Below are 11,982 nucleotides of genomic sequence, written 5' to 3'. Positions count from 1 at the left end.
TCGGGCAGGCGTCGTCGTGTCGGTCGAAGACGCGCCGGGCCCCGCGCGCCGAAGCTGTCCGTACGTGACGTGACGTGACGTGACGGCACGGCAGACGGAGGGGTGTGGTGATGGTGAACATGACTTCGGAATCGGCGGCCCGGCAGCGCGGTGACCGCCGCACGGCGGCGCTGGCGCAGGCCGTCGAGGGCGGGCTGCTCGGTCCGCACGCACCCGTGGTCGGTCTCCTCGACGTGGACGGGGTGCTGGCCGCGGTGGACGCGCTGCACGAGGCCTTCGCGGGGCCCGCCCCGGTGCAGCACACGTTCGCGGCCAAGGCGTGCGGTCTGGTGCCGGTACTGCGGCTGCTCGCGGACGCCGGGATGGGGTGCGAGGTGGCCTCGCCCGGTGAGCTGGAACAGGCGCTGGCGGCCGGGTTCACGTACGACCGGCTGGTCTTCGACAGCCCCGCGAAGACGGTCGAGGAGCTGGAGTCCGCCCTCGACCACGGCATCGCGATCAACCTGGACAACTTCCAGGAGCTGGCCCGGGTGGACCGCCTGCTGGCCGGGCGGGAGGCCTCCGGGCCCCTCGGGCTCCGGGTGAACCCGCAGGTGGGGGCCGGAGCCATCGGCGCGATGAGCACCGCCACCGCGACCTCGAAGTTCGGCGTCGCACTGCGCGACCCGGGGGCCGTCGACGCGGTGATCGAGGCCTTCGAGCGCCACCCCTGGCTCAACCGGCTGCACGCGCACGTCGGTTCCCAGGGCTGCCCGCTGCCGCTCATCGCCGAGGGCATCAGCGCCGCGTACGAGCTGGCCGAGCGGATCAACACGCGCCTCGGCCACGCCCGGATCACCGGGATCGACATCGGCGGCGGCCTGCCCGTCAACTTCGCCGACGAGGACGACCGCCCCACGTACGCCGACCACGTCGCCGGACTCCGCGCCGCCGCACCCGGCCTCTTCGACGGCCGCTACACCCTCGTCACCGAGTTCGGCCGCTCGCTGCTCGCCAAGAGCGGGACGATCGGCACGGTCGTCGAGTACACCAAGTCCGCGGGCGGGCGGCGGATCGCGGTCACGCACGCGGGGGCCCAGGTCGCCACCCGTACCGTGTTCATGCCCGGCTCCTGGCCGCTGCGCGTCGGCGTCCTCGACGCCGCGGGCCGCCCCAAGCACGGCCCGGCCGAGGTCGTCGACATCGCGGGGCCCTGCTGTTTCGCCGGGGACCTCACGGCGACCGCGGCCGAACTCCCCGCCATCGAACCCGGCGACGTGGTGGCGCTGTACGACACCGGGGCGTACTACTTCTCCTCGCACTTCTCGTACAACTCGCTGCCCCGGCCCGCCGTGTACGGCTACCGCACCGGCGCCGACGGGCAGGTGCGGTTCGCGCTGGTCCGCGAGGCGCAGAGCGTGCGCGAGGTCGTCGAGGAGAGCGGCCTCGCACAGGCCGACAACCTGGTGGCGCTGCGCACGGGATGACTCCGGTCAGGATCTGCGGCCGAAGAACTCGATCTCGGCGACGGCGAGCCGGCGGCCGGGGCCCGCTCCGTATGTGGTGTCGGTGGTGAGCCGGGCCCTGACGACCTCCGATCCGCGCAGGTCGAAGGTCTGCTGGCCCGGCTGGTCCTTGACCCGCAGCTGCTTGGTGGCGCTGGTTCCGTCGGCGGAGGTGAGTACGACGGTGATCCGCGCCGGGCGGGCCTGGGTGAGGAACTCGTCCATCTTGGTCGAGGTGCCCGAGAAGACGACCAGCTTCAGCACCCGTACCGGCTGCTCGAAGTCGCACTCCAGGTACTGGCCCACCCCGGTGTCGGGTCCGGCCGCCGAGGGCGCCCAGTAACGGTTGTTGAAGCCGTCGAACGCCTCGCCCGCCGGATGCCCCGGAGCCCTGCTGGAGGCCCGGAACCGGGTGGGCGGCACCGCCTCCGGCGTCCCGGTCTCGTCCTTGGCGAAGCCGAACCAGCCGGACAGGTGCGGAAGCGCGAACCAGACCCCGCACGCCAGCACGATCAGCAGGATCGGCAGCGTCAGACCGGGACGGCGCCACAGCCGCCGCTTCGGCCGGGTACCCGCGGTGGGCGCCTGACGCGTGCGCCGCCGGAGGATCCGCCGCCACCAGGGGGGCCGGACCCCGGGCGGCGGGCCCGGGTCCAGGAGCAGCGCGCAGCGCACGCACAGGGTGCGGCCCGGGTCGTTCTCCGTACGGCAGTTGGGGCAGCGGACGGGCGGGGCGGGTGCCGGGCCCGGGGGCGGGTGCGCGGGAGTGGGCGGTACGTCGGGCAGCGCCTCGGGCCCCGGCACCGGCGTGGCCGCCTCGTCGCCGGGGCGACGCGGGGCGGCGGTCGCGGCGACGGGGGGCTGAGGGGTGGGGGACTGCTGAGGAGGTCGTTGCGGCTGAGGCGCGGGAGCGGGACGCGGCACAGGCGCAGGGTGTGGTGCGGGAGGAGGGGTGGCCTCAGGGGCCGTCGGCGTACCGCTCTCCGGTGACTCCCACTCCAGGAACGCCCGGCACGACGTACAGAACTGCGTCCCCGGCGCGTTGCTCTGGCCGCACGCCCCGCAGATCACAGGACCTCCAGGTCGAAGCCCACATGCGCCGGGATCTCGGTCCGGATCAGCTCCTCCAGCCGCACCCGGTCGACCTGGTACGGCTGCGCGGCCCGGACCCGGACCGTGACCCACGGGCGCGGGCCGCCCGGGAACTGGGTGCGCGGTGTCGTCGACCAGGCCGTGCCGCCGCTCTCCACGATGTCCGGCTCGATCCCGGTCTCCAGGAACACCGCCTCCGCCAGACCGCGCCGGGTGCCCCGCCGGCTGTGCCGCTCGACCGCGCCGCGCACCGTCGCGCGCCGCTGCGCGACGGGGTGGTCCGTGCGGGTGTCGACGGCCACCCACTGGGCCAGCCAGGCCAGGAAGTCCTCCGGCGCGCTGCGCGGGTCGAGGTGGGCGGGCAGGTTGTCGATGGAGAGCAGGACCGGGGCGAGTACGTCGTCGAGCGCCGCGAGGAACCGCCGCAGGAAGTCCTGCTCCAGGTAGACCGCCGGGAGCTGTTCGATCAGCGGGTGCGGTGTCGGCAGCCCGGTCACGGCTGTGCGCATGGTGGTCAGGCCTCCCGTACCCGGAGCTGGTGCTCGTAGCTGAAGACCAGCGCGTGCCGGTCCAGTGCGATCTTGGTGGTGGGTTCGCCGCGCTGCCCGTTCACCGGGTCGGCCGGGAAGAGGCGTACGTCCTCCACCAGGTCGACGCCCGGCACCTGTTGCAGTACGGCGAACGCCTCGCCCGACTGGATCGGCCGGCCGAACGGCCAGCCGTCGCGGCCCGGTCCGCCGCTCAGCGGGTTGAAGTAGCTGTAGAGGGCGGTCAGCGCCTCCTCGCGCACCCGCTCCAGCACGACGCCCCGGCGGGCCTGGACCGTGGCGACCACGGTGACCCCCTGGTAGAAGGGCCGCTCGACCACCAACCGGGCGCCGATGGGCCTGCGTTCGTCGAGATGGCCCGCGATCAGGGCGAGGGTGTGCTGCGGCGGGACGAGCTCGTCGAACCGGATCCGGCCCTGCTCGTCGCTGCGCCCGGCCGGTACGACCAGCAGCCGCACCCCGCCCGCCTCGACGTCCGGGTCCCCGCCGGCCGGGATGCACTGCACCCGGGCCGCGTCGGGCGCGACCTCCCGGGCGAGCAGTTCGTAGTCGTGCGGCACCACGGCCCGGTGCAGGGTCCGCAGCGTCATCGGGCCGCGCACCCGCGCGCTCTCGACCGTCTCGCCGTCGACCCCGCCGAGCGCGGGGCGGCGGTTCTCCACCCGGGCCACGTAGGGGATGGCGCTGCGCAGCACCTGGAGGGTGGCGCGGGCGACGTTGCCGCGCAGCCCCCCGCCGGTGCGGTACGAGCGCACGCGTACGGCGGCGCCCTTCGGCGGCACCTTCCCGTAGTAGCGGATGGAGCCGTCCCGCTCCCGTACCGCCGGACCGAATTCGACCCGCCCCGAGTTGGGGTCGAGGGTGATGTGCCGGTCCTCGGGGCCGGAGTGCGCGAAGTCGTCGACCCGGGTCCACTCCGTGCCGTCCGGGCCGCCCGCCGGATCCGCGACCTCGACGACGAAGTCGCCGGGGACGACCGGCGGCCGGCTCAGCGTGAAGGTCTGGCCGGGTACGCCCTCGGCCGGGCCGAGCACCTCGTCGGTCACGGTCTCGGCGTGCACCGCCCCGACGGTCGCGCCGATCGTGAACGCGGTGATCCGGCGGACCACCGGGGGCGCCATGTAGGTGGGCTGCCCCGGGGCGGCCTCCACCAGACGGCAGCGCAGCCAGCCGCCGGTCCGGCGTACGACGACGGCGGGCGTGTGGCCCTCGGGCAGGTGCAGGATCAGTTCGCCGGACCGGTTGAAGCCGCCGGTGTCGTCCTTCTCGATCTCGCAGGCCGTCCAGGCGCTGCCGTCCCACGCCTCCCAGACCAGCGGCGGCCGCAGCGGGTCCACGCCGACGCCCTCGACCGAGCAGTCGAGCCGCAGCGCGACGACTCCCGAGGGGACGGCCGCGGACAGGCCCAGATAGAGGGCGTCGCCGGGCGCGGGCGTGGCGCCGAAGCAGGGGACGGACCGGCCGAGCGCGAGTTCCTCGGAGCGGTCGACGGCGTCCCCGGCAGTCGGCCAGGTGGCGAGGTGGGCGAACTCGCAGGGGACGATGGACAGTTCGCCGACGGTCGTGAAGACCACCGCTTCCTCGGTCTCCGTACGGACGGTCGCGACCTCCGTCCCGGCCCGCACCCGCACGGGTCCGGGCTGCGGTGCGGAGAGCCGGAACGTCACATCGGTGTGCGCGGCCGTGGGCGGGTGGAGCCGGACCCCGATCAGGTCGAGGAAGGTCAGATAGCTCTTCTCCGGGACCCGGTTCACCCGGTAGACCAGCTGGTCGACCATGGTCGCGAAGGCCTCGATGAGGGTCACGCCCGGGTCCGACACATTGTGGTCGGTCCACTCGGGGCAGCGCTGCTGGACGAGCCGTTTCGCCTCGTCGACCAGGCCCTGGAAACGGCGGTCGTCCAGATGCGGGCTGGGCAGCGTCACGCGCCGTCCACCTCCTCGTGCTGCGGGATCACATAGAACGGAAAGACCAGGTTCCGGGGGTCGTTGGCGCCCCGGACGGTGTAGCCGATGTCGATGTACAGGACCCCGTCGTCCACCTGGTCGAACCGGACGACGACCTCGGTGACCTCGATCCGGGGCTCCCACCGGTCCAGCGCGAGGCGCACCTCGTACGCGAGCTGCCCGGCCGTGCCCGCGTCCGCCGGGGCGAACACGTAGTCGTTGATGGCGCAGCCGAACTCCGGCCGCATCGGGCGTTCGCCCGGTGACGTCGCCAGGACCAGCCGGATGGACTCCTCCAGCTCGTGCTCCCCGCGCACCAGGGCGATGGAACCGGTGGCGTCGGTGCGCGGCGGGAAGGCCCAGCCCGCGCCGATGAACTCCTGACCCATGGCCGCTCAGCCTCCGATCAGCACCGTCGGGCACCCGGACACGATCGGCGCGCCGCAGGCGGACCGGTCCCCGACGCGTGCGGCGGGCCGCCCGCCGATCAGCACCGTGGTGCTGCCGGGCGGGACGATCACGGACGGGGCGTGCACCGCGGGCGGCGGAAAGGCACACAGGTGCGGGGTGCCGACCGTGGCGGCGGGGAGCCCGCCGATCAGCACGGTCGGGACGCCGGGTGGCCCGACCGTGCCGGGGTGTCCGGTGGGGTCGCCGACCCGTGCGGCTGCCGCCGCGACTGCTGGCATGGGAGCCCGTTCCTCTCGATCGGCGCGTCCGCGCGGTCAATTGATCTTCACCATGGGTGCGTTGACGGCCAGGGAACCGCCGCTCTTGATGTCGGTGCGCTGTGTTCCGTCGACCGCGACCTGGGCACCCCGGACGTTCACCGTGCCGCCGGTGGAGAGCTTGACCTCGCCGTTCCCGCCGTCGACGCTGACTCCGCCGCGGGACGTCAACGTGACGCTGTCGCCGCGCAGTTCGAGGGCTCCCTGGCCGCCGTCCAGCGCGACCCCGCGGTCCGCCTTGATGGACACCTGCTGCTTGGCCTCGATATTCACGCTGCCGTCGCTGTTGATCACGATCACGGTGCCCTTGCGGTCGAGATCGATCTTCAGCTTTCCGTCGCCGGTGAGCAGACGTACGCCCTGCGGGCCGTTGGCGCCGTCCAGGATCTCCAGCTGGTTGCCGCTCTTGGAGGCGACCGAGCGCCGGTTGACGGCCCCGCTGGTCGGGTCGACCAGCGAGCCGCCGGGGGCGGCGGGCTCCGGGGCGGCTCCCCCGGCGGACGATGCGCCGGTCACGGCTCCGGCCGGCCCACCACCGTTCCCGCCACCGCCACCACTGCCCTGGGACGGCCGGTCCTTCCCGTTGTAGAGCCCGGCGAGTACGTACGGACGGTCCAGGTGCCCGTGCTCGAACCCGACCAGCACCTCGTCGCCGACCTCGGGGATGAAAGCCTCGCCCCCGCTCGTCCCGCCCGACTGCGCCGTACGCGCCCAGTCGCTCGCGTACTCGTCCGACAGCCAGGGGAACCGCACCTTGACCCGGCCCGAGCCCTCCGGGTCGTGGGTGTCCGTGACCGTCCCGCTGACCAGCCCCGCGCAGCGCGACGCGCCCCCGCCCCCCGCGCCGGAGCCGCCGGAACCCGGCCCTCCGCCGGTCAGCCCGAACAGCGAACGCTCCTGCTGGCCCGAGACGGTCAGCCAGGTCTCGTAGCCGCGCACCGGGTCGAAGACATGCCGCGACGACGTGACCGTGTACCGGCCCTCGAACGGCGCCCCCACCGCGTTGAGCGCCACCGCGCTCCCGGCCCGCACCTCCGGGTTCCCCCGGATCACCGCCTCCAGCTCCGCGAACGACCCGGCGATCCGCTCGGCCAGGGCCTTCGCCGCCTGGTCCACCTGCGCCTGCGCCCCGTACGCCGCGTCCGTGACCACGAAGCGCGCCTCGCCGAACGGGGCGGACACCTCGGCCGCGCTCACCCCCAGCTCCAGCGTCGCCGACTTCCCGGCGGGGGCCCGTCCGATCAGCGGCTGCTTGGCCTTGACGTCCCAGCCGCGCACCTCGACCTCGGAGACCTGTTCGGCGGAGGACACCCCGGCCCGGCAGCGCAGCAGATTGCTGCCCATCTCCAGGACCAGCGGATGGCGGTCGGCCCGCGCCGAACCGTCCGGTGCGCCGCTCGCCTCGGACGGCCGGGTGATGTGCAGCTGTCCGTCGAGCACATACGCCTGGGCGCCCGCCTCCTCGGCCAGGTCCCGGATGAACTCCCAGTCCGTGACGTTGGGCTGGGCGATGTGTTCGAGCACCGGCCCGGCCACGTCGACCGTGCCCGGCTTCAGTCCGGCGCGCTGGGCGACCTGGGCGCAGATGTCGGCGAGCGTCATGTTCTGGTAGCTGGCCACCCTGCGGCCACGGAACAGCCGGTGCGACTCGTCGAGCCCGCGTACGACGGTGAAGGTGCCGGTCTCGTCGAGCTCCACCTCCAGGGCGGTGACGACCCCCTTGAGCAGCGGTTTCGGTGCCGAGTCCCCGCCCGCGCGGGCCAGCAGCCTGGCCTCGCTGCCGATCTTCAGCCCGGTCTGCTCCAGCAGCACCCGGTCCGGGTCGCGGAAGCGCAGCAGGAACAGGTCGGGCAGCGTCCGGCTGTCGTCGACGTACCCCTCGACCAGGGTGTTCACGAACTTCGGCGGCAGCGGGCTGCCGCCGAACTCCACCACCAGCGCCGTCGCGACGCCCGGCTGCGCCATCAGGACCGCCCTCCGTCCCGGCCCTCTTCGAGCCGGCTCAGCTCGTCGAGCGCGGGGAGCAGCAGCTGCCGTCCGGGGGCCAGCCGCAGCGGGTCGTCGATCCCGTTCGCCTCCGCGATCACCCGCCAGGCCGCCGGATCGCCGTACTCGCGCTGCGCCAGCGAGGGCAGCGAGTCCCCGGCGTCCAGCCGGTGCACCCGACGGGCCGCGAGGGCGCCCGAGGTCGGGTTCTGGCCCGGGGTGTCGCCGCTGATCTCCTCCATGGTCACCTGGCAGACGGCCCGGATCGGCACGCCCGAGGTGGTGAACAGGGTGTATTTCGCCTGCACTTGGCTGACATAGCCGGGGAACCCGGTCAGCCCGCCCCAGTGGAAGACCACCCACGGCGGCGAGGAGCGCTGCTGCTGGCGGGTCTCGTTGGTCGGCACGCAGCACGCGAAGAGCTGCTCCACCGAGGTCACCACCCGGGTGTCCTGGGTGTCGCTGGCGTCGAAGAACATCTCCACGGTGAGCTTGCTGGGCTGCGAGCCCTGGTACTCCGGCGGCCCGGAGCTCTTCGCGCCCTTGGCCGGGCTCCGCTTCCAGGAAGCGGCCTTGGTGAGGCTCAGCTCCTTGGGGTTGAACTGGAAGTCGATCCGCCCGCACGGGCCGCCGGGGGTGAGGCCGCCGCCGGTCGGCGGGGTCCGCAGCTCCAGATAGGCGTGCTCCAGCTTGGGCCTGGCCGAACCTCCCCTGCCCGCCTTCGCGGCCGACGCCCCGGACGTACCGGCGGCGCTGAAGGCGATGGGACCCGCACCGCTCACGACGCTCAGCCCTCCATCACATAGCCGTGGTGGGCGATCTCGATCGTCTCCATCGCGACCTTGGGCGATTCCGGGGTGAAGGACGGGCCGGTCCAGCGGACGGGCACGACCTCCAGCAGCCCCCACTGGGCCACCTTCTGCCCGTCACCGGTCCGCGCCTCGATGTGCGCCGTCTTGCGGCTGAACCCGGTCGTCATGGTGGCGAACCAGCGCGCCACCTTCTCGGTCTCCTTGGTGAGCGGCCGGGAGAGCTTGACGTTCGAGTACTTCAGGCGGGTCGGCAGCTGCCACAGATGCCCGTTGTTCCCGCCCTCCTCCCGTGTTTCGAGCACCACTTCGCAGCCCAGCCCGTCGCATGTGTTGAACGATCCGAGCTCGATGTCGTCGATCGTGACGACGAAGCAGACACTGACGGCGGGATCGTTGTCCTGGGCGGTGGCCATGGCGCGTACCTCTCGTTTCAGTGCCTGGTGGTGCGTTCGGTTCCTGGCGGTGCTCTCAGTTCTCCGTGCCTGGTGGTGCGTTCAGTTCTCTGTCCCCGGCGGTGCTCTCAGTGCCTGGTGTTGATGAGGAATCCCGCTCGTTCGCGTTCCAGTCGCAGATCCGCCTTGAAGAGCCTGCTGAGCGGCGGATACAGGGCGCGTACCAGCTCGTCGGTGACGACGGGCGCTCCTCCGGGCCCGGTGGCCGCGGCGGCGCCCGGTGGCCCGTGCCCCTCGGCCACGGGCCCGGCCTCCGGCTCCGGGTCGGGTTCGGGCGCGAGCTCCTGGGCAGGCGGGTCCGGGGGTGGTGGCTCCTCGGTCTCCGTCTCGCGCTGGACGACGGGCGGCGCGTACGGCGGGGGCGGCGACCCGAAGACGACGCTGCCGTCGGCCATCCGCTGGGCCACCCCGGCGGCCACGGCGGCCGAGCCCGCCGTGATGAAGGAGGGCGCGGAGGGGACGCGGGCGGTCGTCGGTGTGCCGGTGCCACCGGAACCCGGCAGGGAACGCGGCACCGGAGGCCCCCCGACTGCCTGACGCTGGAGGGCGGGAAGCGGCGGGGCGCCCGTCGCCTGCCCCGGAGCCGCGGCGGTACGTTGCAGCGCCGCCGGTGCGGACGGCGTCGCCGACGCCATCGACGGCGTACCCGCCCCGCCGGAGGTCCAGCGCACCGGAACGGCATCGTCCAGGTACACCGGCTCCGCACCCGGCACCTGCACCTGCATCGGCCCCGGCCCCGCACCGGCCGGCGGAGACGGCGCCACCCCGTCCACTGCGGAACGCTGTACGGCCCCCGGCCCGCCACCGCTCACGTTCCGCAGCGTCACGGGCCGGTCGGCGAGCAGCGGCGCGACCGGAGAAGTGCTCGGGGGCGGCGCCAGGGGGGCTTGCGGCGGCACGGCGGGAGTCCGCTGCACCGCCTGCGTGGGGCCCGGCGGTGTGGAGTCCGACGCGGCGGGGAGCAGGGGGGAGTCGCCGAGCAGCGGCGCGGTGGGCCCGCCGGCATCGGGCTCCACCTCCGGGGCCACGGGCACCTGGGCAACCTCGGAGACCTCACCGCCCCCACTGTCCCCATGGCCCCCACCGTCCACCGCGCTCCGGGCCATCGGCATCCCCCCGGCCTCCGCACCGGAACCCTCAACGTCAGCCTGCCGCTGAGCCGTTGGCGGAAGGGCGGACATGGGAGCGCCGAGACCGGGCGCGCGCCGGGCCGTGCCGGGGGCGGGGCCGGCCGGCATCACCGACCGCTGAACGGGCGGAGCCGGGGGCGACGACGGGCCCGGCGCCGGCGGCTCGGCCTCGGACGCAACCGCTCCGGACGCCGCCACAAGTGGCTGCTCGCCCACCAGTTGGCGCACCGGCAACTCCGCCACGGCGGCCGCTCCCGCCGACGTCATCGCAGGCGCGTCACCCGGAACGACGCGCTGCACAGGCACGGAGAGGGGTACGGAAAGCGGGACGAACCGTGTCCCGACCGGCAGCTCCCCCCGACGCTCCACGGACCGCTGCACCGCCGACGGACGGTCCACGGCGGCCGGACCGTCCGTACCGGCCGGAGCGCTGATCCCGTGCACCAGCCCGGTGGGCGCGTCCGGGCTGACCAGGTGCCCGAGCGGGGTCCCGAGCGAAACGTCCTGCCGGGTGGAGAGCGACCCCTGGAACCCGGCGGGGTCGATGACCAGATCCTGGGCGCCCAGGGTCCGCTGGATGGGCGGCAGCTCACTCGGGTCGACCCGTTCGCGCGGCGGCGCCGGAGCGACGCCCGCACCACCGGCCCCCGCCCCCGTACCCGTCTCCGTGCGCCCGCCTCCGAGCAGCCAGGACATCAGGCCCATGGATCCTCCGCCCTCCCCGCGCCGTTCGCTACTGCCCGTTGAGGCGAGCGACCTGCGCGACGAACCTCAGTCGTTCCGGGTGCTCCAGGTCCAGCAGCTCATCGAGCGGCCAGTGGAAGTGATAGGCGAGGTACGCGACCTCCTCGTAGAGCAGGTCGGCCGCGTACGTCACGATTCCCCCAGGCGGCCACCGGCGAGATTCACCGCGAACTCCTCCTGGCAGGACGGACAGGTGACGGCGGCGCGGGTGTGGCCCTCGGCGTTGATCCGCCGGTAGAAGTCCTGGAGGAAGGCCAGGTCGGAGGCGAAGAGGTCCTCGATGACGCCGGGGTGGATGTCGTCGATCGTGCCGATCCGGGTGACGACCCGGGAGATGAGCACGACCGAGAGGTACGCGGAGTTCTCCCGCACCCGGTCGTCCCGCAGCGGCACGAGTTCGTCGCGCGCGGTCGCGAGCCGCATGACACCCGTGTGGTGCACGGCGCCCGTCTCGTCGACGTAACCGCGCGGCAGCTCGAAGGTGAACTCGGTACGGAGCGGCTCCCGTTGGCCGGAACGTCCGTTGCCACCGGCCGGGTGGTGCGTGCCTGGCCGTTCGGGGGCCTCCGCCGGAGCCGTACGCCGCATCAGTCGAGTTCCATGCTCTCGTAGGTGATGGCGAGCTTCTCCGTCAGGACCGAGGTGTCACCGGCCTTGAGGGTGCCGATCTCCAGGGACTTCGGCCAGGCGTTGATGAGCTTGTAGCGCTTGATGGCGATGCCCTCGTGGTCGTACACGATGACGGCGCCGTTGCGGCGGGCGGCGGTCATCCGGCCGAACCGGGAGTCCTTGATCCACCGCTCGAAGCTGTTGTCCTCGGTGAGACCACGGGTCACGGTCACCTCACCGGCCTTCGGCCTGCCGGGGAGCTTCTTGATGGCGTAGCGGCCGTCGGCGGTGTTCTGCTTCAGCTCGATGACGTCCTGTTCCATCTTCAGACCGCTGACCTCGGTGATCTGCTTGATGACGACGCTGTCGAATTCGAGGCCGAAGGAGGCCCCGACGGTGCTGTCGAGATCGGGAAGTGGCACAACAGACTCCTTTACCGCTCATACCGCTG

13 protein-coding genes are annotated in these 11,982 nt (G+C 73.3%); 1 reads left to right on the top strand and 12 read right to left on the bottom strand.

All coding sequences use genetic code 11. From position 1 onward, the window contains the following. The first annotated feature begins 119 nt into the window (after positions 1-119). The gene (locus GA0115234_RS34755; RefSeq protein ID WP_093549733.1) at positions 120-1,466 is read left to right on the top strand and encodes a diaminopimelate decarboxylase; all 1,347 of its coding nucleotides are present in this window, start codon (positions 120-122) and stop codon (positions 1,464-1,466) included. A gap of 6 nt (positions 1,467-1,472) precedes the next feature. On the opposite strand, the gene GA0115234_RS43955 is transcribed toward GA0115234_RS34755, so the two are convergent. The 12 genes from GA0115234_RS43955 to GA0115234_RS34695 form a co-directional block, all read right to left on the bottom strand. Continuing rightward, positions 1,473-2,408, bottom strand: coding sequence for a discoidin domain-containing protein (locus GA0115234_RS43955; protein ID WP_237541983.1), 936 nt, complete (start codon positions 2,406-2,408; stop codon positions 1,473-1,475). A 143-nt stretch (positions 2,409-2,551) separates the two neighbouring features. Further along, on the bottom strand, positions 2,552-3,085 hold the full coding sequence (locus GA0115234_RS34745; RefSeq protein WP_093549699.1) for a phage tail protein: 534 nt from the start codon (positions 3,083-3,085) through the stop codon (positions 2,552-2,554). Between the two features lie 5 nt (positions 3,086-3,090). Continuing rightward, positions 3,091-5,049, bottom strand: coding sequence for a putative baseplate assembly protein (locus GA0115234_RS34740; RefSeq protein WP_093549697.1), 1,959 nt, complete (start codon positions 5,047-5,049; stop codon positions 3,091-3,093). Next, positions 5,046-5,459 (bottom strand): GPW/gp25 family protein, encoded by a 414-nt coding sequence (locus GA0115234_RS34735; RefSeq protein WP_093549695.1) that lies wholly within the window; start codon positions 5,457-5,459, stop codon positions 5,046-5,048. Before GA0115234_RS34735 ends, GA0115234_RS34740 begins: the two co-directional genes overlap by 4 nt. A 6-nt stretch (positions 5,460-5,465) precedes the next feature. Further along, positions 5,466-5,759, bottom strand: a complete 294-nt coding sequence (locus tag GA0115234_RS34730; protein WP_093549693.1) for a PAAR domain-containing protein — start codon at positions 5,757-5,759, stop codon at positions 5,466-5,468. A 36-nt stretch (positions 5,760-5,795) separates the two neighbouring features. Next, entirely contained in the window at positions 5,796-7,763 is a 1,968-nt protein-coding gene (locus GA0115234_RS34725) for a VgrG-related protein (protein ID WP_093549691.1), read from the bottom strand. Further along, positions 7,763-8,566, bottom strand: coding sequence for a CIS tube protein (locus tag GA0115234_RS34720; RefSeq protein WP_093549689.1), 804 nt, complete (start codon positions 8,564-8,566; stop codon positions 7,763-7,765). The genes GA0115234_RS34725 and GA0115234_RS34720 overlap by 1 nt, the downstream gene beginning before the upstream one ends. Before the next feature lie 5 nt (positions 8,567-8,571). Beyond that, complete coding sequence (locus GA0115234_RS34715) at positions 8,572-9,009, bottom strand: phage tail protein (protein ID WP_093549687.1); 438 nt, start codon at positions 9,007-9,009, stop codon at positions 8,572-8,574. Between the two features lie 107 nt (positions 9,010-9,116). After that, a complete protein-coding gene (locus tag GA0115234_RS34710; protein ID WP_093549685.1) occupies positions 9,117-10,883 on the bottom strand; it encodes a hypothetical protein in 1,767 nt (588 codons plus the stop codon). A gap of 28 nt (positions 10,884-10,911) precedes the next feature. Continuing rightward, entirely contained in the window at positions 10,912-11,055 is a 144-nt protein-coding gene (locus GA0115234_RS42645; RefSeq protein ID WP_093549683.1) for a DUF6760 family protein, read from the bottom strand. Continuing rightward, entirely contained in the window at positions 11,052-11,510 is a 459-nt protein-coding gene (locus GA0115234_RS34700; protein WP_093549681.1) for a hypothetical protein, read from the bottom strand. The genes GA0115234_RS42645 and GA0115234_RS34700 overlap by 4 nt, the downstream gene beginning before the upstream one ends. Continuing rightward, the gene (locus GA0115234_RS34695) at positions 11,510-11,953 is read right to left on the bottom strand and encodes a phage tail protein (RefSeq protein WP_072488539.1); all 444 of its coding nucleotides are present in this window, start codon (positions 11,951-11,953) and stop codon (positions 11,510-11,512) included. The genes GA0115234_RS34700 and GA0115234_RS34695 overlap by 1 nt, the downstream gene beginning before the upstream one ends. Between the last annotated feature and the right edge of the window lie 29 nt (positions 11,954-11,982).

The organism is Streptomyces sp. DvalAA-43, from assembly GCF_900091725.1.
Classification (GTDB): Bacteria; Actinomycetota; Actinomycetes; order Streptomycetales; family Streptomycetaceae; genus Streptomyces; species Streptomyces pulveraceus.
The sequence above is the reverse complement of the archived record's forward strand: the minus strand, read 5'-3'. Positions and strand labels throughout refer to the sequence as shown.